The sequence below is a fragment of the Edaphobacter sp. 4G125 genome (assembly GCF_014274685.1).
Classification (GTDB): Bacteria; Acidobacteriota; Terriglobia; order Terriglobales; family Acidobacteriaceae; genus Edaphobacter.
The window spans coordinates 4,112,942-4,132,661 of the sequence record NZ_CP060393.1; the positions used below are offsets into that span (position 1 = coordinate 4,112,942).

Sequence of the window (19,720 nt, forward strand, 5' to 3'; positions counted from 1 at the left end):
AATTTACCGGTAACTTGCTGCCTGCATCTCGAACATTCCGGCGTAAACGCCGCCTGACGCCATCAATTGTTGATGATTTCCTTCTTCAATTAAGCGCCCACCCGAGAGGACCACGATCCGATCAGCCATTCGAACCGTGGAGAAACGGTGCGAGATCAGCAGAGCCATCTTACCTTCGGTCAACTCCGCAAATCGCTCGAAGACCTCAAGCTCACTTCGTGCATCCAGCGCCGCCGTCGGTTCATCGAGAATGAGCAGTTGAGCATCACGTAGATAGGCACGTGCCAGTGCGATCTTCTGCCACTCTCCTCCTGACAACTCTACACCGCCCTCAAATCTTCGGCCCAGCATCTGATCGTATCCGCCAGCCAGTTTGGTGATTACAGTATCCGCGAGGCTCTTATGCGCGGCAGATTCCAGATCGGCTTGATTGCTTGCGCGTTCGATGCGTCCGATCCCAATGTTCTCTCGCGCAGTCATCTCGAAGCGCACAAAGTCCTGGAAGATGACCCCAATATGACGATGCAGATCTTCCAATGAGTACTCACGAAGATCGACACCATCGAGAAGGATTTGCCCTTCGGTGGGGTCATACAAGCGAGTAATAAGTTTTACGATTGTCGTCTTGCCCTGTCCGTTTTCACCGATCAGCGCAATGCGCTCTCCGGGGCGAAGCTTCATATTGAAGTTTTTGAGTATTCTCCGCGAGGTACCCGGATAAGCAAAGGACACATCGCGGAACTCAAAACCCTGCTGGATGCGCTCCGGAATATGACGGCCATTCGGATTCGCATCGACAATCGGCTTCATCTCGAAGAACGCAAGCAGGTCGGTAAGGAAGAGCGCCTGGTCTGCGATTCCTGATGCAGTGGAAAATACCTGCTGCAGGTTAGAGCTCGCCTGCTGAATGGCCGTAGTGAGGAAGTAAAACTGTCCGATATCGTAGTGCCTTCCCAATGTTCGCCAGATCACGTAGACATAGGCGCCGTAGTATCCCAGAGTTCCAACGACCCCCAGCAGACCACCGATAAAGAGCTTCTTTCTAGCAAGAGCAACATCTTCGCGGTAAATCTGATTCGCAAGCGTCTTGAAGCGATCGGTAAAGAAGCGATGCAGGCCGAAGAGCTTGACCTCTTTGGCTCCTTCGCGGCTGCCTGCCACCTGACGCAAATATTCCATTTGTCGTTTTGCCGGAGTCTGGCGGAAGTTTTTCGCATATCCAAGAAAGGCGAAGTGCGTCTCTCCCAGGAAAGATGGAAGAACTCCGAGAGCAAGCAGCAGCACAAGCCAGGGAGAGGCCCATGCGAGCGCAGCGGAGAAGGCGATCGTCGTGATGACCTGCTGAACCAGACGACCCATCTGCTGGATGAGCACGAGACGGTCCGTCGCCTGTACTCGAGCGCGCTCCAATCGGTCGTAGAAGACAGGATTCTCATAGGTCGTCAGATCGAGGCGTGCAGCCTGATCCATGACGCGGACGCTCACGTGTTCGGTATAGCGATTCGCGAGCAGGGCGTCTGTGTAGTCAATGACCCGCATCAGCAACCCCAGGCCGACATTGAACCCCACCTCTGTCGCCACCAGAATCCAGAAATTTTCGGGGAGCCTTTGTCCGTTCAGAACATTGGCGATGCCATTAACGATGTACTGTGCGACCTTCGCAATCCCAAATGGCAGCACGGCCACAAAGACGCGCAGAATCAGTCCCCACGTCACTACCCAGGGGCCAGACTCCCACAAAATACGCAGTACAGGGGGAACGTTGCGAAGCGCCCGCAGACGCTCCAGCCATGGGCTCTGAGCTTTTGCAGGGCGTAGAGAATCGTTCATAAGCAGATTTTCGTCGCGATACTGTGTCTCCGCAACCTCACTTCAATGGATGCGCAAATCTTTCAGAACGTTGGATATAAGCTCGTTCACCCATCATGGAAAAGCGAGCGGCAAAATCTTCCGCTCGCTCAAAAAGAATTCCCAATAATATTTTACTTTTGCGTAACTCGCAAAGCGATCCTTCGGTTCTTTGCTCGCCCCTCTTCGGTCGAATTGTCACCGACAGGATATTGATCTCCATAACCTTCTGAAGTAAGGCGAGACGCATCAATCCCTTTACTGACAAAAGCATCCATCACGGTCTTCGCGCGCGCGTCGGAGAGAGCCTTGTTGGCAGCCGGGTCACCTGTGTTGTCGGTGTATCCTCCAATCTTCACCTGCACATTGGGATACGCCTTCAGAATCTCGGTGATGTTGTTCAGCTGTTCCTCGGATGAGGGCTGCAACGTCGCTTTACCTGTATCGAAGAGCAGACGATCGAAGTTAAACCAGGTGGTCGTATCCACCGGCTTCGACGAATCCTGAATAAATGAAAGCAGCTGATTCTCAATTCCGTACTGAGGGATGTTCAGCTCCACTCCGTTCGGCAGCTTGGTTTTGAAGAAGTCGCCAAGCGCGGACATTGCGGAGCTTCCCGCATTCGAGGCTGTCTGCATAGCTTCGTTAGCCGGAGGCCTTGAGCGATTGAAGAACCACAACGCAGCCAGCAGAATAGCCGCGAGAATCACTACCGGCCATAACCATCGGTTGGTGGTGGCCGCTGCACGGGTCGGGACTGCGGAAAGCGCCCCTGGAATCCCTGCAAATAATGTGGAAAGACCGGCAGGCATCAGTCCTTGCAGATTCGGTACCTCTGTCTTCAGGCTATTTGCTAATCCTGAAGCACTTACATTGTTGTCGCGAACAAAATGTCCCAGCCCCCCGAGAACAAGCGGGGCCGCCATGCTGAGGAGTGTGCCTGCCTTGTTTGCTCCAACTCCGGCAAATTGCCCGATCGCATCAGTCACGGCTCCTTGCCGCGAGCCAAAGATCATTGGGAGCAGACGCCCTGCCATATCGGAAAGGGGAGATGTCCCCGCAAGTGCTGCCGAGGGATTGGCGGCCAAGGCAGAGACTGCACTCGGCGTATTAGCAGGATTGGTGATGAGTCCAAAAATCTGCCCTAGAAAACCGGGCTCTTCTGCGCGCGCAGCTAGCCCTGTGAGCATCGCAGCAGCTCCGCCCTGAAGTCCTCGTTGCACGGTTTCAGTGGATTCGCCAAGCTGGCTGGCGAGAGGCCCGGTGATGGGACCAAGGAATCCCATGACGCTTTCAACGATTGAAGCCATATCTTCCTCCTCATGTTTTCGTTCGTTTGCGATGTTCCTGGGCCCGTACTTTTAATACCTCTGCGCTCAGATCCTCCTTACAGATAAAGAATTTATGAGCGCCTCACTCCTCCTCTTCTCCCATGGGTCGTTTCGCGGTGGAAAGAATCCGCTCCGACAGTTGCTGGGGAACAAGATCATAGTGATCCATATCCATGCGGAACGTACCTCGCCCTTGCGTAATGGCGGTCAGGGTTGCTCCATAGGTCAGCATCTCGGCCATCGGCACCTCGGCGCGAATAGCAGTTCCGGAACCGGAACTCTCCATACCTTGGACCCTTCCCCGTCTTCCATTCAGGTCGGCCATCAGGGCCCCGGCAAATTCGTCAGGCGCTTCGATCTCGACGCGCATCACCGGTTCCAGCAGGGCAGGTTTGGCCTGTTCCATGCACTTCCGAAAGGCGAGCCGGGCTGCCAGCTTGAAGGACATCTCGCTGGAATCGACGTCATGATAGCTACCGTCAAAGAGGGTCACCTTGAAATCGAGCACCGGATATCCCGCTAAGAAACCCCGTGCAGCCGACTCCTGAATACCTTTTTCTACTGCCGGGATAAACTGCCTGGGAATCGCTCCGCCAAAGATATCGTTCTCGAAGACGATGCCACTTCCACGAGGAAGCGGCTCCATCCGGATACGGCAGTCGCCAAACTGGCCGTGTCCTCCAGTCTGCTTCTTGTGCCGACCTTGTGCTTCGGCCCGGCCACGGATCGTCTCCCGATACGGTACCTTGGGAGCCTTCAAGGTCACCTCTGTGTGATAGCGCTTCTTCAGCTTTGAGACAATGGCCTCGATGTGAGTCTGTCCTGATCCAGCCACCAGAAACTCATTCGTATGCGGATCGCGGAAGAACCGCACCATCAGGTCTTCTTCCATCAGGCGATGCAATGCAGGAGCCAATTTATCTTCGTCCGCACGCGACTTCGGCTCGATCGCATAAGTCATGACGGGCTCGGGAATAGAAACCGGCTCAAGAAAAATTTCGTGTGCCTTGTCTCCCAAGGTGTCCCCACTCAAGGTGGCCCTCAGTTTGGGAACGGCCCCCAGGTCACCTGCATGAAGTTCCTGGATCTCCAACGCCTTTCGCCCCTGCATCACGGCTAGATGCGATAGACGTTCCTGCTCGTGTCGTGTGAAGTTCTGGATCGCCGTGTCATTTTTGGCAACCCCGCTGACCACTTTGAAGAAAGAGATTCTGCCGGCAAACGGATCGGACATCGTCTTATAGACGTAAAGAGCGAGAGGCTCCTTGTCATCGATGGGCCTCATCACCATCTCTTCGTGTACATATCCGTCGCCAGGCTTTGCTTCTCCATTTCCGTGACTTATCGGCATGGAACGAGCGGCGCGGGCTGCAATCGGCACACGCTCCACAGCCGCAGGAGCATAGAACTTCAGAAAATCAAGAAGATGATCCGTACCTACATTTCTTAATCCGCTGGTATAGAGCACCGGAAAGATTCGGTCTTCGCGTATAGCCTCGTGAAGTGCACCGACCAAATGCTCCTCCGGAATCGTTCCTTCCTGGAAGAACTCCTCCATCAACTCGTCCTTGCCTTCAGCGACCAGCTCGACCAAAGCCTCATGCGCCTGCTTCGCTTCAGCTTCCATGGATGAAGGGATCGCTCCCGCTTCCCCTCTCCCATTCCCCCCCGGCTCATAGAGATACGACTTCATCGTGACCAGATCAACAACTCCGTGAAATCCCTTCTCGTCGGTAATTGGCAACTCGACCGGAATCACCTGTCGGCCCCATTTCGACCGCATCACTTCAATCATCTGTTGCCGACCGGCGCGGCTATCCGCTTTCGGATGATCGACCTGATTGACTACAATCGCACGGGGAAGCGCAACTTCATTCGCGTATCGCCATACCCTGTCCGTCATCGTTTCAATACCCGAGCAGGCATTGACGACGATCAGCGCTGACTCTACCGGCATCATGGCCGCTCGCGCCTCGTGCACAAACATATGAAAACCCGGTGTATCGATCAGATTGACCTTGACGCCATTCCACTCAGCGAAGGCAACCGCATTCGCCATCGTGGTTTGCCGGATAACCTCTTCTTCGTCATAGGCCGTAACTGCAGAGCCGTCCTCAACTCTGCCTAGCTCCGGTGTCATCTTCGCGGCGTGCAACATGGCCGCGATCAACGACGTCTTGCCACTATGCGCGTGTCCCACCACGGCTACATTGCGAATCTCATTTCCGGCATAAACCCTCATAAAGGACTCCTCCATGCAAGTACATCGAGAATCCAACCAGGGAGAGCAGCAGCAACGACAATTCTTTGCCGTTACAGAACTGAGATCATCGGCCTGCCATCCGTCTCTGCCTGGGAGGCACCCCGTTTCCAGTTACAGACCAACAGATTCTCTGGCCTGCAACGCATTCGCAATCTCCGGGAAAGAGCGCTCTTCGCAACCCGCTTTTCATTGCGACGGTCACTGCCCCACCCGCGAGACACGGATGCTATCACACCCCTCAACCGTTCCGTCAACGGCTCTTTCGATACTTTTGAGGTCCTTTTAGCACTGGATGCCGCGTTCCACGACGTATCCTGAGAACCGGGCCAACCGCAGCTTCAGAACCTGTTAGAGAAGGGAAGTCGATGGAGAACTTTCGGCTAAAGGTATTTCGTGCCGTCGCAGAAGCCCTGAGTTTTCGCAAGGCCGCTGAAATGCTTCATTTAAGCCAGCCTGCCGTCAGCCAACAGATTCGCGCGCTTGAAGAAGAGGTTGGAACAAGGCTCTTTGATCGCGCAGGAGGCGATCGTCATAACAGCCAGATTGCGCTGACCGAGGCTGGTCGCGTGTTGCTGGATTACGCTCGACGTTCCGCCATAATGCTGCTTGAGGCCGAACGCGCTCTCGCGGCCCTGAACCATGAAGTGACCGGGGAGCTGAAGTTAGGAGCATCCACCACCGTCGCCCAATACTTCCTGCCCAGGATCCTGGGGGCTTTCCTGAAGCAATATCCACAGGTCCACATCTCGATGATCAGTGGGAATACCGAGCACATCGCCGAGGCAGTTGCCAATGAAAAGGTCGATCTGGGGATCATCGAGGGGCCCGCACTTCGGCGCGATCTCAAGACCGAGTCCATGACTCCAGATGAATTGGTACTCATCGTGAGCCCTTTGCATGAATGGGCGCAGCGCAAGACAGTGCTTGCAGCTCAGGATCTTACAACCTCTCCCCTGCTGATGCGGGAGCGCGGGTCGGGCTCTCGAACAGTGGTCGAGAGGGCCCTCCGACAGGCTGGGTTGCGTCAGCGCGAATTGAAGATTGTGATGGAACTGGATTCTACTGAAGCGATCATCTCTGGCGTAGAGGCTGGGCTGGGAGCTGGATTTGTCTCGCGGTGGGCCATCAGCAAGGTCCTACGACTGGGGGCCGTAAAGGTCATCAAGGTTGCCGGACTGCGGATCGCGCGAGAGTTCCGGTTTGTATGGCCAGCAGGAGCGGAGCTGAGCGGGGCCGCCGAGAGCTTTTATCGATTTGCCCAGGCGGCAACCAGGCACGAAGGATAGCCCTCAATCTCCTGGATCGAAAAGCTTCGAGTTCTCCGGACGCGTCGACCGGGTTGACCGAATGCTTTGTACCGAGGAACGAGCCGGGGGGCGAGAGAGGTGAGCCAGGAGGTCGCGCATCTCTTTCTGGAGTTTTCGTAATGATGGAGCCTTGGTCGAAGAAGAAGTCGCGACGTCGATCCCTAAAGAAAGCTGGGGTGCCTTCTGGCGCTGTTCCGTCTTGATAACCTGGCGCGCGCCCGAAATGGTATACCCCTCGTCATAAAGCAGGGATTTGATGTGTAGAACCGCTTCCACATCACGGCGACGATACAGCCTCTGCCCCGTGCCTCCCTTATGCGGTTTCAGTTGAGGAAACTCGCTCTCCCAGAAGCGGAGCACATACGCAGGAATGTCGCACAGTCGGGAGACCTCACCGATGCGGAAGTAAAGTTTGTCCGGAATCTCCACGCCGGCAGGCGGTGAATTTCTACGAATTGGCTGGTGCTGCGCCATACCATAGCTCCAGAGGGTGTTTATTCCCTAGACAAGTATAGGACAGCAAAACCCCGAAGATGGGTTTTCCTGCCAGCAACGCAAAGGAAAATCTCTCCATCCTGGCTTGCCGGTTCTCGCCCTGCACGGCATCATAGGAGTGATAAAAATTCCAATCGCAATTGAGATCGTTTCAGTCCGGGGAGATTTTCATTTCACTGCGGACAAGGAACTACACGAGAAAAGAAACGTATCCACTCTTACGAAAGGCGGAAGAGAATGAGCGTAAAGCGAGCGATTCTTGCATCGACATGCCTGATCTTTGGAATGACCTGTGGTTGCCGCGTCACCACAGACGATCACGGCGACAATAAGAACGTAAAGGTCGCGACTCCCTTTGGAGGAGTCCAGGTCAAGACCAACGATGAGGCTGCCGTCACCGGAATCGGGATTCCGGTCTATCCAGGTGCCGAGTTGGTCAAGAAAGATAAAAACAGCGGTTCCGCAGACGTGAACCTAAGTCTTGGGAAGTTTCAGCTCCGAGTAAAAGCTGCCAGCTACCGAACCCCGGATACTCCTGATAAGGTCACAGCGTTTTATCGCGACAGTTTGAAACGGTATGGAACCGTAATCCAGTGCAACCACGACCAGCCTGTCGGCTCTCCAACCCAGACTGAAGAAGGGTTAACCTGCTCCGACGGCGACCGCAAACACGTCGAAGCCTCTGCGGACACATCAGGAAAAGTGGAGCTGAAGACTGGCTCAAAGCAGCACCAGCATATTGTGGCGATCGATCCCGATGGATCCGGAACCAAATTCGGCCTTGTCATGCTGGATCTCCCCGGGGGCATCTCCATCGGGGACTCGACCCCGGATTCTCGGCAGTAAGCGGTTGGCTTGCTGCTCCGTCAGGGGTGGGATAGCTTTGATCTATGCACGAGTTCTGTCACCGATGCGGAGGTGAACTAGCTGTTGAGAGCGGATCATCCTTCTGCCCTCATTGCGGCGCCCCACAAATTTATCTGCCTGAAGCGATTGAAGCGGATAACTCCGACACCGAAAACTCGACAGGGGTTCTGCCCCCACCCTCTCCTCAACAGGTGGAGTGGAAGACCGCGATTCTCTGTGCTCTTCTCGTTGCATTTGTGGGCGCATTGTTCAGCGCCCTCTCCACGAAGGTCCCCGCCTTCTCGTTTGTGAACTGGCTATGGACGATCAGCGCTTCGGTCATCACGTTGGCGATCTATCAGTATCGAAAGCCACAGGCACGTATGGATGCCATCGTCGGGGCGAGGATCGGCATCGTCGTCGGGATAATCCTGATCACCACTATCGGAGTCACCATGGCAGGTGCAGGGCTTGTGGCCCGTTTCGGACTCCACGCCATGGGCTCCTTCGACTCCGAACTTCTGGCCCAGATCAACAAAGCTGCAACCGCCAACCCGCAACCACCGGAGATCAAGCAATATATCTACTCCCCCGAGTTCAAAGCAGGCATTATGCTGGCCGGCTTTGCAATGCTGGGCGGGCTGGTCCTCTTCCTGACGACAATCGGTGGTGCCATCAGTGGGCTTCTCCGGACCCGACGAAGCTGATCAGGCCGAAGATCGAACGCTCGTTCCACTGCTGATATCATCAGCAGCGGAAGCCTATGAGCGAAGAAACCAAAGTAGAACAACCTAAGATTCGTGAGAAAGGTCGACTCATGTCGGCCTCGGAGATCGAGCGGACGCTGGTCCGACTGGCACACGAGATCGTGGAGAAAAACAACGGCGGTGCCAACCTGGGCTTGGTCGGGATCAAGCGGCGCGGCGTTCCTCTCGCCCAAAGACTCGCTGCCATGATCGAAAAGATAGAAAAGCATCCCGTCGATACCGGTGTGCTTGATATCAGCTTCTACCGAGACGACTTATCGACCAGTGGGCCTCGCCCCACTGTTGTTCCGGGAACACTCGGCTTCGACGTCAATGGCCGAAATGTCATCCTCATCGACGATGTTCTTTATACGGGCCGTACGATCCGCGCCGCTCTCGATGCCCTTTTTGACCATGGTCGGCCCAAAAGTGTGCAGCTGTTGGCCCTGATCGACCGAGGTCACCGCGAGCTGCCGATCGAAGCCACCTTCACCGGACGCTCCATTCCGACCTCGAACCGAGAGATCATCGAAGTGAAGCTGAACGAGATCGACGGACAGGAACAGGTCCTGCTTGTAGAGCGGGTGGACTGATCGAAGCAATGCAGAGTGCAAGGAACGCTACGGTAAATCGGCCTGAATATGCTCAAGGTTCTCTGTTAAGTGTGACTCACCTTTCGCTGGGCGACATCTCTGGAATCCTCTCTGAAACAGCGGAGATCCAGGACCTTCCCTCCTCCCAGCGTGCTCAGATTCTCAGGGGGCGCACAATCGCCCTATTATTTTATGAATCGAGTACGCGCACCAGGACCAGCTTCGAGCTGGCGGCAAAGTCCTTGGGCGCCACCACGACCCTGGTCAGCGATAAGTCCTCCTCCATCGAAAAGGGAGAGTCCCTGAAGGACACCGGCCTTACGTTGCGGGCTTTAGGGGCTGAGTGCATCATCCTTCGCCACTCCGCCTCGGGAGCTCCGTTTGTGCTCGCCCGCGAGACTGGCTTGCCTGTACTCAATGCAGGCGATGGGATGCACGAGCATCCCTCGCAAGCGCTTCTTGACCTACGCACAATCCTGACTCTTCTGTATGGCCCGGACCAGGCACGTTCCGCTACAGAACGTTCCCTCGATGGAGTTACCGTCACCATTACAGGCGACATCCTGCACAGCCGTGTCGCTCGCTCTAATGCGATGTTGTTGCCTCGGCTTGGAGCTCGCGTTCTTCTTTGCGGCCCTCAAGAGCTCCTTCCCGAAAATGCCCTCGGGCTCGGTCCTGGCGTCGAGATCGAGCGAGACTTCGACCGCGCTCTCCAAAAATCACAGGTCGCTATGATGCTTCGCATCCAGAAGGAACGCCTCGCCGGACTCGAACTTGATCTGAACAACTACATCTCCCGCTATCAACTGAACGGAGAGCGCCTGGCCTCTCACGCGCCTAAAGCGCTCGTGATGCATCCCGGACCAATGATTCGCGGCCTCGAGATCACCGATGAAGTCGCCGACGGGCCACAGTCCACCATTGAACAGCAGGTCACCCACGGTCTGGCGATCCGATCGGCCCTGCTCGCCCGAGCTCTTTGCGCCGGTGGCTTCCAGGAAAAAACAGCATGAACGACATCCTGATCTTGAACGGCCATCTAGTCGATCCCGCCAACCATATCGATGCCCCACACGACCTTTTGCTGCGCGATGGCCGCATAGCCGCGATAGAAAATCCCGGTGCGTTCGCTGGCGTTCAAGCAGCACAGACCATCGATGCCACCGGCCTCGCTGTTGCTCCTGGATTCATTGATCTCCACGTACATCTGCGCGAACCCGGCCAGACCTACAAAGAGACGATCGCCACCGGAACCGCAGCAGCCGCAGCAGGCGGATTTACTACCGTCGTGGCCATGCCCAACACCGTTCCCGTCAACGACACCGTAGAAAAGCTCGCATGGATGCTCGACGATGCGCGCGAAGCGGCCGTTAAGCTCTTTGCGATGCCTGCAGCAACCCTTGGAAGCATGGGCGCAAAGCTAACAGACTTCGATGCCCTTCGCGCCGCAGGAGCCGTAGGATTTACCGACGACGGCAAGCCTGTGCTGGAGGACCACATCATGCGCGCAGCACTCGTCGCCGCCGCCCGCGCCGATGTCCCAATATCGCAACATGCCGAAGATACGCGTCTTACCGGTGGATGCAGCATGAACGCTGGACCCACAGCTTTCCGCCTTGGTCTTCGCGGCATGAGCGTCGAAGCTGAAGCCCGTATCGTGGAACGCGACATTCAGTTGTTACGCGAGATTGAGCGCGCCGAAGGCCTGCGACCACACCTGCACGTTCAACATGTCTCAACAACACGTGCCATCGAGGCCATCCGGCAGGCCAAACACGAAGGTCTGCATGTCACCTGCGAGATCGCTCCACACCACTTCGCTCTCACCGAAGAGGCCGTGGGCGACTATGACACACATGCCAAGATGAATCCGCCGCTACGCTCTGAATCTGATCGCCAGCAGATGATTGCGGCGCTCGTCGACGGAACTGCCGACTGCATCGCCACCGATCACGCTCCTCACGCAGCATTTGAAAAACGCCAGGAGTTTGAGCGCGCTCCCAATGGCATTACCGGGCTTGAAACGGCCCTGGGACTTGCTCTGCGCATCTTACATCGTGGTCATGGACTGCCACTGTCCCGCGTCGTTAATCTCATGAGTACTGCACCGGCCTCGATTGCTTCGCTTGCCGGACGCGGCGCTCTTGCTGCCGGCCATCTTGCCGATGTAGTGATCTTCGATCCCCGTTCCGAGTGGAACTTTGATGCAAATCGCTCACGCTCGAAGTCGCGCAATACGCCGTTCGATGGCGCTCCGATGCTTGGAAAAGTCCACTACACGATCTGCGAAGGCCGCGTCGCCTATAGCGTTTAGGTGCGCAGCCCCTTCAGACCCGCGTAATCATCACTTCGGTTGCCTTCATCAGGGCGGCAGCCGTCTGTCCTTTGCGCAACTGCATCTCGCGGACAGCATCGGCAGTGATAATCGACGTGATCCTTTGCTCTCCGATCGAAAGAACCACTTTCGCCAATAATCCCTCGATCTTCAGCTCCACTATTTTTCCCACCAGCTGATTGCGTCCACTCACCTTCTGGAACCGCTCGCGGCTCTCCTTCTTTTCCGGAACCGCCTTCAAAAGCGGTGTCAGGGAGCTGCGGGGAATCAGATGATGCCCTCCAGGCGTCTTCACCGTGGCCAGTTTGCCCGTAAGAATCCACTGCTTAATCGTGGGGTAGCTTAGGCCGAGCTCTGCGGCGGCTTCGCGGGGCTTCAAAAGTACGTCAGGGGATGAAATAGTGCACCTCAAATCCTTATCGCAATTAAGACCCCTCGTAGTGTATCTCCATTTTTCTCGGATCGCAGCGACGATCTGAAACAGCGCCACTGTCGGAATCGCGCCCTTCGGCCTCTTTTTATATCGGATATTTTCGATATAAAAATATCGTGTATTTTCGTTAAATGCCCCTTTCTCGCCTTTTTCTCCGTGCTGTCCTGTTCTCCTTCATCATGATCTCGAGCCTTCTGGCTCAGAGTGGCAGCGGGGATCTGGCTGGAACCATCACAGATCTCAACGGAGCGGTCATCAAACGGGCTAAGATCGTCGTCGCCTCAGAAGTGGCTATTGGCGTAAACCTCAATACTGAAACTACGGATTCTGGCGACTACGCCATCGTCTCTCTGCGACCCGGCATCTACACCGTTCGAGTCAGCGCGCCCGGTTTTACCACCGTGGAACACTCCGGAATCACCATCCGCACCGGCCAGCGCACTCGCGTGGACATTGCACTTCGTGCGGGTGGTTCGGATCAGGTCATAAACGTCTCGGCAGATGCTTCGCTGCTGACCACAGAATCCGGCGCGCTCACCACGGTGATCGGCCGTGAATCTATCGCCACGCTCCCCCTCAACGGGCGCAACATGATCTCCCTCACCACCCTTGCCCCCGGAGTTTCACTTCCACCTGGCACGCTGCTTCCCCGCATCAATGGAGGTCGCCCACGCACAAATGAGTATCTCTATGACGGCGTCTCGGCGTTGCAGCCCGAACCCGGCCAGGTCGTCTTCTTTCCCATCATCGACGACATCGACGAGTTCGCCATCATGTCCAACGGCGTCTCGGCAGAGTTTGGCCGCTTTAACGGTGGGATCATCAACGTGACCACCAAAGCGGGTACCAGCGCATTCCATGGCGAGCTCTACGAGTTTCTACGTAATGAAGCTCTGAATGCACGCAACTACTTCACTCCGACGAGTTCCGCCAAGCCGCTCTTCCGCCGCAACCAATACGGTGCCGCACTCGGCGGACCTGTGCTTCCGCGGCGTCTCTTCTTCTTCGCCGATTATCAGGGAACCAATCAGGCCGTTGGTGTCGTGCGCACCAGTACCGTTCCTACTTTGGCCCAGCGCGGACATCCTGACGCAAACGGAAATCCCACGACCGGCTTCAACTTCGGTTCAACGAATATCTATGATCCTGCCACCACCGTACAGAACGGATCGAGCTTCACCCGAACCCAGTTCTCAAACAACACTGTCCCACGAAATCGCGTTGATCCAGCGGCTCTGGCCCTGCTTGCGCGTTATCCACTTCCAACCAGCTCTGCAGCGGCCAACAACTACGTGCGTGTGGGCAACGACATCGATCATCAGAATCAGTTCGACATCCGGCTCGATGCACAGATCACGGATCGCGATCATGCCTTCGCCCGTTACACCTACTTCCACGATGTGGAGCAGCCGGTTTATCCGTTGCCCGATGGCAGCGGCGTAATCAGCGGCACGATCCTTTCCACCGGCAACGTTACGGGACTCTCCCGCACGTTGGGCCAACAATACGTTGCGAATGAGATCCACAACTTCAATCTGCGAACTGTCAATGAGGCCCGCTTCGGCTATACGCGGCGTGCGCTCGGCCGCAGTGGCGCTCTGCTGCCAACCACAGCATCTTCTGCTCTCGGGATTCCAGGAATTCCCACCAACGCCGCCTTCAACAGCGCCCTACCTGTATTCGCCATTACAGGCCTTACACAGCTTGGATCTTCCTCCAGCACCTTCTCCAACTTCTCCACCAACGTTACTCAGATCTTCGACATGGTCTCGCGGGTTCAAGGCAAACATGCTCTTAAGGCAGGCGCCGATCTTCGCTGGGAACATCTCGATGCCGTTCAGCCGCCAAATCCCACCGGCAACTTCAACTTCTCCACTCTTTTCACAAACCAGAGTGGAATCACGAACTCGGGGAATGCTCTGGCCAGTTTCCTGCTCGGACAGGTCAACACCTTCTCCATCGATCTTCAGAACAGCACCATCCGCCCTCGCGCGCATATTGCTGAGCTCTTCTTCCAGGACGACTGGAAAGCCACCTCGCGTCTGACCGTAAATGCAGGAATACGCTGGACCCTCAATTTCCCTTCGACTGAAGTCCACAATCAGGGAGCCGTCTTCAATCTCGCCACACAGCAATATCAATATCTCGGTAAAGACGGATTTTCTCGCTCTGCCCGGGAGCTGCACTACGGCAACTTCGGCCCTCGTCTCGGCTTCAGCTACATGGCTACTCCAAAGACAGTTATCCGCTCGAGCTACGGACTCATCTTCATTGAGCAGACTGGCATTACTACTCCCTTCACGACGCCGCAGTTTCCCTTCCTGCAAACAGTGCAGCAAAGCACGCTCGATAGCATCCATCCGGCATTTGTGCTTTCAAACGGTCCCTCCGTCTCTCCTATTCCTCTCACTGCTGATGCAGGCCTTGGCCAGGGCGTCTTCACTGTAAATCGCAAGCTCGGCTCCGGCTACGTACAGCAGTGGAACCTTTCCGTTCAGCACGAGCTGATGCGTGACCTCTCGATCGAAATCGCATACACAGGCTCCGTCATTACTCGCGTCGGCATTCCCGACGTCAACATGAATCAACTCACCGTCTCACAGCTCGCACAAGGTTCATCTCTAACGGCGACCACTGCGAATCCCTACTACAACCAGATTCCCGCCTCGTCCTCGATCGGCGGAAAGACCGTTTCGGTTGCCCAGCTGATGAAACCTTATCCTCGCTTTCTCACGGTCTCGGCTTTTCGCAACAACACTGGCCGCACGAACTACAACACCGCCGAGTTGAAGATGGAAAAGCGCACCAGCTATGGCCTAACCGCGATGCTCAGCTATACGCACTCAAAGCTGATGGACGACGCATCCTCAGTCTTTGACTCCTCGATCCTCACCGGTCCCGTCGCGAACTATCCAGTAGCAGATAGCTATAACCCATCGTTGGAGCGTGACGCCTCTCTGGGGGATATGTCCAACATCACTGTGGGTTCCGTGGTCTATGCCATCCCGATGGGAAAAAACCACCGCATTGCATCCACAGGCGTTATGTCATGGTTGCTTGGGGGATGGAACGTCAATGGTCTGGTCACACTGCAAAGTGGAATGCCTTTCGCAATCACTCAGGCTACCAACTTCAATGCCTTCGCTGGCTTTGGAACCCAGCGGCCTACCATCAATGGCTCAGCCAACCTGCCTGCGGATAAACGGACGGTCCAACACTTTATCAACACCGCTGCCTTCTCGATCACGCCGCAGTTCAAGTTAGGGAATGCATCGCGCAACCCCGCACGTGGACCAGCGTATCGCGACCTCGATCTCGGCCTGGTCAAGAACACGCAATTGGGAGACCGGCTCACGCTCGAGCTGAGGGGAGAGGTCTTCAACGCAACGAACACGCCTGCTTTTGCTCAACCCAATGCTACCGTGGGGGTTGCAAACTTCGGCTCGATCACTGCAACAACAGCAGATCCTCGCGTCGTTCAGGTAGCAGGCAAACTCAGATTTTAGGTTTTGTTACTTGGTGTGGAAAATCTTGTGATTGATGTCCGGCCAGAACTCTTTAAACGCATAGCTCCCGGAATCGATCAGGCAGCTGGTCAGCCATTTCTGACCGACCTTGGTCCAGGTACGGTATTTCGTCGGGTAATAGAGGGATGAGATCCCTGCTGCCGATCCAGCTCCAATAATCTCTGAGGCATTGAAGGTATTGTTCCCTGCGTCAGTTCGTGTGATGAGCACGCGCGTCGCTCCATAAAATGCGCGCTTGCGAAAACCACCGTGACCCAATGTGTAATAACGATTGTCCTGATGAAAGATCGCAGGCCATACGCCGGCGACCATAAAGTTCTCGCTGCCTGTATCGGCCAGCGTGTGCCAGTAGTAGCGTCCGTAGCCTGCTGCTCCCTGGTGGAACTCCGGATAGGAATCTGTCGCCATCGAGAACCCGGATTGAACCGCCGTCAGCAGAAACGAGGAGTAATCGAAACTACTCTTGCCTGCCATAACAAATTTATCCTTCACACTCTGAGGAGGAAGTTTGGTATCGGCTGTAACCGCATTGAAGTTTGGCATGATCCCAAGAATGCGATCCGTCTGTTGTGGCTCACCGCCTGCTTTTCCCTGCGAATCTGCGGAAGAAGGATTCGGCTTCGAATCAGTGGGAGTCGGCTGTTGTGAATCAGCTGGCAAAGGTGCATCAGGTAACGCAGCGACCAGCACACCTGGATTGCTGTTGGTCGTCTGCTGCGCTTCCAGAAGGTCTCCAGAATTCACAAACAGAAGAAGACCAGTGACACAAGTTATGGACAGCGCGGAAGAAAGACGGATCAATGGCATAGTCAGGTAAGACGCAACTCTATACGAATAGACGCGGTACTGGGCAGAAATTTTTATGAATCTTGCTTAGGCAGCAAATCCATCTTCCTCGCAACTGTAACCAGGGTCTCCATCGCATGGTCAATTTGTTCCCGGGTATGCTCGCTCGTCATAATCGTTCGAATCCTCGCTTTGCCCTCTGGAACCGTCGGGAAGGCAATCCCCGTCGCCATCAACCCTGCATCGAACAAAGCCCGAGAAAACTCCATCGTCTTCTTCCCATCGCCGACGATGATCGGCGTAATCGGCGTCTCGCTGGCTGGAGTGGTCCGGCCGCCCACATCGAATCCGGCTGCCGTCAGCTGTTCCTTGAAGTAGCGTGTATTCGACCACAGCCGTTCAATCCGCTCTGGTTCCTGTTCCAGTAGATCAAAGGCCGCAATGCAGGTCGCCGCGACTGAGGGAGGATGTGATGTAGAGAACAAAAATGGCCGCGCGCGATGGTAGAGATAGTCAATCAGGTCACGCGATCCACACACATATCCCCCCAAGGCACCGATGGCCTTCGACAACGTTCCTACCTGCACATCCACGCGTTGCGTGCAGTGGAAGTGATCTACCGAGCCACGCCCATTGCGCCCCAACACTCCCGAGGCATGCGCATCGTCAACCATCATGATCGCGCCATACTTCTCCGCCAGTTCACTCAGCTTATCGACCGGACCAATATCTCCATCCATTGAGAACACACCATCGGTGATGATCAGTTTGCGTCCAGGCTCGTTCTGAATCTCCTTCAGTAGATCCTCGCAATGCGCAACATCCTTATGTCGAAAAACCTTAATCTTCGCCCGTGAGAGCCGCGCTCCATCGATGATGCTGGCGTGGTTCAGTTCGTCCGAGAGAATGAAGTCTTCCTTACCCAGAATGCTCGAGACCGTACCTGCATTCGCCGTAAAGCCAGATTGAAAAACCACACATGCCTCGACTCCTTTGAAGGCTGCGATCTTCTCTTCCAACTCCATGTGGATCTTCATCGTGCCGGCAATCGTGCGAACTGCCCCTGAACCCACGCCATACTTCTTCGTCGCTTCAATCGCCGCCTCGCGCAGCTTCGGATGTTCGCAGAGCCCAAGATAGTTATTCGAAGCCAGGTTAATGACGTGTTTTCCGTCATACGTGCACACCGGACCCTGCTCGTCCTCCAGAATACGCAGTTTGAAGTAGGTCCCGCGCTGCTTGAGATCGTTCAGTTGTTCTGTCAAATGAGCAAGTTGCGGACGAGTCGCAGTAGTCATAGCAACCATCCTAAACCCCTCCCAGACAGCATCCTGGCCGGTTTCCGCATCCAATCCGTTGGACATCTTGCAGCTTCCGAAATATCAGTAAGATGCGAAGCTAGAAGATGTTTGAATTAAAAAGGCTCAGAAAGAAACGAGGCCCCTAAGAACGATATGAACGACCGTAAAATTTCCTCCCCAACACTCAAGTGGATCACAGCGGCAATCCTGTCCGCCGCGATCTTCACCGGATGTAGCAAATCCAAACAGGACCAGGCCATCGAACAGGCCAAGCAGCAGGCAACCGCTACCGGACAGCCGCAGCAGGTCATCTCAGTCGATAAGGACGGCAACACCGTAACTACTGTCGTACAGCCGCCGCAACCAGGACAGACCGGACAGCAAGTCACCACCACAGTCACTCCGAAGTCGAATCTTCCTACGAATGCACCTGCCGTTGCAGGAGGTCAGGCTGCTACAGCGCCTGCTCCTGGTTATGCTGGCGACAACTCCGCTCCAGTGGGTCAATCCACACCCACGACTACTCCGACTCCCGGCAATCCCGTCATCGCTCCTGCCGATGTTCGCATTCCTGCAGGAACCACACTCGCTATTCGTATCAATCAGCATCTCAGCGTGAAGACCAACCGCGCAGGCGACCACTTTGACGGAGAGATCGCCGAAACTGTCGTCGGCGATAATGGCCAGCTCATTGTGCCTCGTGGAACTCCTGTCGGTGGAGTCGTCGCAGCTTCACACAAGCGTGGCCACTTTAAGGGAGCCTCCATTTTGCAGCTCCGCCTCACCTCCATGACACTGAATGGAACCAGCTACCCGATCCGAACCAGCAGCCTTACTCGCACCAAGAAGGGTAAGGGTAAACGCTCTGCCGCATTCATCGGTGGAGGCAGCGGCCTCGGTATGCTCATCGGCGGTCTTGCTACCGGTGGAACCGGACTTCTCATCGGCGGCCTCGCCGGAGCAGGCGCTGGAACCGCTGCTGCTGGACTCACCGGCAATGCCGATATCGACATTCCCTCCGAGTCCCTCATTCATTTCAAACTCGCTAATACTCTGACGCTTCAACCTTCCTAACTTTTTCAATAGCAATCAAAATCAAAGAACCCCGGCACTCGCCGGGGTTCTTTTAGCTTCGACAAAACTACTTTGCGTCTTCGTACTCCTCATGCCATGCCGTCTGAATCGCTTCAAGGATTCCTTCGTTCGACTTCGCAGGATCGCCCACAAATCCAGGAAGTTCAGTCACATATTTGTGCAGGTCGGTAAAACGAACCGTGTACGGATCGATCTCCGGAAACTTCTCCTGCAACTGAATCCCAATCTCTTCCGAGTCGGTCCAGTTAATCTCACGTGGCATATTCTCTTCTCCTTGTCTTCCGCACTTTTAGAAGTGTCATCTTGAGCGGAGCCCGAAGGGCGAAGTCGAAGGATCTGCGTTTCGCCCTCGCACCTCAGGTTTAAAGCAAATCGCAATTCAGTCCTTCTTCACTACCGCAGCAGGCTTACCTTCCTGCACATAGTTCCGGTTCCAGCTTGGAATCTCCACCACATACGTTCCTGGCTTCTCAATCACTGCCTGGCATCCCAAACGCGAGTTTAATTGCACATCGGCAGCCGTCTCCATGCGATCCAGTTCTTTATCCTCAGCCTCACTGATTCCGTTGGCGCCTTCTTTCACCCAGAGGTGACAGGTCGTACAGGCACAAACGCCACCGCACGCATGGTCTAGAAAGATGTCAAAGTTTTCCGCCACATCCAGAAACGACATCGGTTCGCCATGTCCGTCATACGGCAGCGAATCAAACGGAAACTCCACCGTCTTTCCTTCGGGCAAAAACGTTACCCGAACCATTCCCTCGCCCGCGGGCTTCGACAAATCCACAACCTGGTCCTTATTTATCTCACTCAT

At 55.4% G+C, this 19,720-nt stretch carries 17 protein-coding genes; 8 read left to right on the top strand and 9 right to left on the bottom strand.

Annotated features, from left to right (window positions below; genetic code table 11):
• Positions 1-3 precede the first annotated feature (3 nt).
• The 3 genes from H7846_RS17275 to H7846_RS17285 form a co-directional block, all read right to left on the bottom strand.
• Positions 4-1,830 carry an ABC transporter ATP-binding protein gene (locus H7846_RS17275; RefSeq protein WP_186693971.1) on the bottom strand — a complete coding sequence of 609 codons (1,827 nt, stop codon included), beginning with the start codon at positions 1,828-1,830 and terminating at the stop codon, positions 4-6.
• Between the two features lie 152 nt (positions 1,831-1,982).
• Positions 1,983-3,158 carry an OmpA family protein gene (locus H7846_RS17280; RefSeq protein WP_186693973.1) on the bottom strand — a complete coding sequence of 392 codons (1,176 nt, stop codon included), beginning with the start codon at positions 3,156-3,158 and terminating at the stop codon, positions 1,983-1,985.
• Between the two features lie 103 nt (positions 3,159-3,261).
• Positions 3,262-5,421 carry an elongation factor G gene (locus H7846_RS17285; RefSeq protein ID WP_186693975.1) on the bottom strand — a complete coding sequence of 720 codons (2,160 nt, stop codon included), beginning with the start codon at positions 5,419-5,421 and terminating at the stop codon, positions 3,262-3,264.
• 386 nt (positions 5,422-5,807) lie between these two features.
• On the opposite strand from H7846_RS17285, the gene H7846_RS17290 reads away from it, so the two are divergent.
• Entirely contained in the window at positions 5,808-6,728 is a 921-nt protein-coding gene (locus tag H7846_RS17290) for a LysR substrate-binding domain-containing protein (RefSeq protein ID WP_186693976.1), read from the top strand.
• 3 nt (positions 6,729-6,731) lie between these two features.
• On the opposite strand, the gene H7846_RS17295 is transcribed toward H7846_RS17290, so the two are convergent.
• Positions 6,732-7,223: a MerR family transcriptional regulator gene (locus H7846_RS17295; protein ID WP_186693978.1), complete on the bottom strand. Its 492-nt coding sequence runs from the start codon at positions 7,221-7,223 to the stop codon at positions 6,732-6,734.
• 258 nt (positions 7,224-7,481) lie between these two features.
• Here H7846_RS17295 and H7846_RS17300 point away from each other — a divergent pair, with 258 nt between their 5' ends.
• Genes H7846_RS17300 through H7846_RS17320 form a run of 5 tightly spaced genes read left to right on the top strand, consistent with a single transcriptional unit; the run spans position 7,482 to position 11,743 of the window.
• Positions 7,482-8,090 (top strand): hypothetical protein, encoded by a 609-nt coding sequence (locus H7846_RS17300; protein ID WP_186693980.1) that lies wholly within the window; start codon positions 7,482-7,484, stop codon positions 8,088-8,090.
• Positions 8,091-8,134: 44 nt separating this feature from the next.
• On the top strand, positions 8,135-8,797 hold the full coding sequence (locus tag H7846_RS17305) for a zinc ribbon domain-containing protein (RefSeq protein ID WP_186693982.1): 663 nt from the start codon (positions 8,135-8,137) through the stop codon (positions 8,795-8,797).
• A 56-nt stretch (positions 8,798-8,853) separates the two neighbouring features.
• Positions 8,854-9,429 carry a bifunctional pyr operon transcriptional regulator/uracil phosphoribosyltransferase PyrR gene (gene pyrR / locus H7846_RS17310; RefSeq protein WP_186693984.1) on the top strand — a complete coding sequence of 192 codons (576 nt, stop codon included), beginning with the start codon at positions 8,854-8,856 and terminating at the stop codon, positions 9,427-9,429.
• An 8-nt stretch (positions 9,430-9,437) separates the two neighbouring features.
• On the top strand, positions 9,438-10,442 hold the full coding sequence (locus H7846_RS17315) for an aspartate carbamoyltransferase catalytic subunit (protein ID WP_186693986.1): 1,005 nt from the start codon (positions 9,438-9,440) through the stop codon (positions 10,440-10,442).
• On the top strand, positions 10,439-11,743 hold the full coding sequence (locus tag H7846_RS17320; RefSeq protein ID WP_186693988.1) for a dihydroorotase: 1,305 nt from the start codon (positions 10,439-10,441) through the stop codon (positions 11,741-11,743). The genes H7846_RS17315 and H7846_RS17320 overlap by 4 nt, the downstream gene beginning before the upstream one ends.
• A 13-nt stretch (positions 11,744-11,756) precedes the next feature.
• Here the strand turns inward: H7846_RS17320 and H7846_RS17325 are convergent, their stop codons facing one another.
• Positions 11,757-12,143, bottom strand: a complete 387-nt coding sequence (locus tag H7846_RS17325; protein WP_255460717.1) for a TOBE domain-containing protein — start codon at positions 12,141-12,143, stop codon at positions 11,757-11,759.
• A gap of 185 nt (positions 12,144-12,328) precedes the next feature.
• Between H7846_RS17325 and H7846_RS17330 the strand changes: the two genes are divergently transcribed.
• Positions 12,329-15,703: a TonB-dependent receptor gene (locus tag H7846_RS17330; protein ID WP_186693990.1), complete on the top strand. Its 3,375-nt coding sequence runs from the start codon at positions 12,329-12,331 to the stop codon at positions 15,701-15,703.
• Between the two features lie 6 nt (positions 15,704-15,709).
• On the opposite strand, the gene H7846_RS17335 is transcribed toward H7846_RS17330, so the two are convergent.
• Positions 15,710-16,468 (bottom strand): hypothetical protein, encoded by a 759-nt coding sequence (locus H7846_RS17335; RefSeq protein WP_186693992.1) that lies wholly within the window; start codon positions 16,466-16,468, stop codon positions 15,710-15,712.
• Positions 16,469-16,584: 116 nt separating this feature from the next.
• Positions 16,585-17,808: a glycine C-acetyltransferase gene (locus H7846_RS17340; protein WP_186693994.1), complete on the bottom strand. Its 1,224-nt coding sequence runs from the start codon at positions 17,806-17,808 to the stop codon at positions 16,585-16,587.
• 156 nt (positions 17,809-17,964) lie between these two features.
• Between H7846_RS17340 and H7846_RS17345 the strand changes: the two genes are divergently transcribed.
• On the top strand, positions 17,965-18,885 hold the full coding sequence (locus H7846_RS17345) for a hypothetical protein (RefSeq protein WP_186693996.1): 921 nt from the start codon (positions 17,965-17,967) through the stop codon (positions 18,883-18,885).
• Positions 18,886-18,952: 67 nt separating this feature from the next.
• On the opposite strand, the gene iscX is transcribed toward H7846_RS17345, so the two are convergent.
• Positions 18,953-19,168, bottom strand: a complete 216-nt coding sequence (gene iscX / locus H7846_RS17350; RefSeq protein WP_186693998.1) for a Fe-S cluster assembly protein IscX — start codon at positions 19,166-19,168, stop codon at positions 18,953-18,955.
• Positions 19,169-19,285: 117 nt separating this feature from the next.
• Complete coding sequence (locus H7846_RS17355) at positions 19,286-19,720, bottom strand: 2Fe-2S iron-sulfur cluster-binding protein (protein ID WP_186694000.1); 435 nt, start codon at positions 19,718-19,720, stop codon at positions 19,286-19,288.

Bases quoted from the DNA above. Each gene is read 5' to 3' on its own strand.
- H7846_RS17275 (WP_186693971.1), bottom strand. From the start codon at position 1,830: ATGAACGATTCTCTACGCCCTGCAAAAGCTCAGAGCCCATGGCTGGAG.
- H7846_RS17280 (WP_186693973.1), bottom strand. From the start codon at position 3,158: ATGGCTTCAATCGTTGAAAGCGTCATGGGATTCCTTGGTCCCATCACC.
- H7846_RS17285 (WP_186693975.1), bottom strand. From the start codon at position 5,421: ATGAGGGTTTATGCCGGAAATGAGATTCGCAATGTAGCCGTGGTGGGA.
- H7846_RS17290 (WP_186693976.1), top strand. From the start codon at position 5,808: ATGGAGAACTTTCGGCTAAAGGTATTTCGTGCCGTCGCAGAAGCCCTG.
- H7846_RS17295 (WP_186693978.1), bottom strand. From the start codon at position 7,223: ATGGCGCAGCACCAGCCAATTCGTAGAAATTCACCGCCTGCCGGCGTG.
- H7846_RS17300 (WP_186693980.1), top strand. From the start codon at position 7,482: ATGAGCGTAAAGCGAGCGATTCTTGCATCGACATGCCTGATCTTTGGA.
- H7846_RS17305 (WP_186693982.1), top strand. From the start codon at position 8,135: ATGCACGAGTTCTGTCACCGATGCGGAGGTGAACTAGCTGTTGAGAGC.
- pyrR (WP_186693984.1), top strand. From the start codon at position 8,854: ATGAGCGAAGAAACCAAAGTAGAACAACCTAAGATTCGTGAGAAAGGT.
- H7846_RS17315 (WP_186693986.1), top strand. From the start codon at position 9,438: ATGCAGAGTGCAAGGAACGCTACGGTAAATCGGCCTGAATATGCTCAA.
- H7846_RS17320 (WP_186693988.1), top strand. From the start codon at position 10,439: ATGAACGACATCCTGATCTTGAACGGCCATCTAGTCGATCCCGCCAAC.
- H7846_RS17330 (WP_186693990.1), top strand. From the start codon at position 12,329: ATGCCCCTTTCTCGCCTTTTTCTCCGTGCTGTCCTGTTCTCCTTCATC.
- H7846_RS17340 (WP_186693994.1), bottom strand. From the start codon at position 17,808: ATGACTACTGCGACTCGTCCGCAACTTGCTCATTTGACAGAACAACTG.
- H7846_RS17345 (WP_186693996.1), top strand. From the start codon at position 17,965: ATGAACGACCGTAAAATTTCCTCCCCAACACTCAAGTGGATCACAGCG.
- iscX (WP_186693998.1), bottom strand. From the start codon at position 19,168: ATGCCACGTGAGATTAACTGGACCGACTCGGAAGAGATTGGGATTCAG.
- H7846_RS17355 (WP_186694000.1), bottom strand. From the start codon at position 19,720: ATGAGTGAGATAAATAAGGACCAGGTTGTGGATTTGTCGAAGCCCGCG.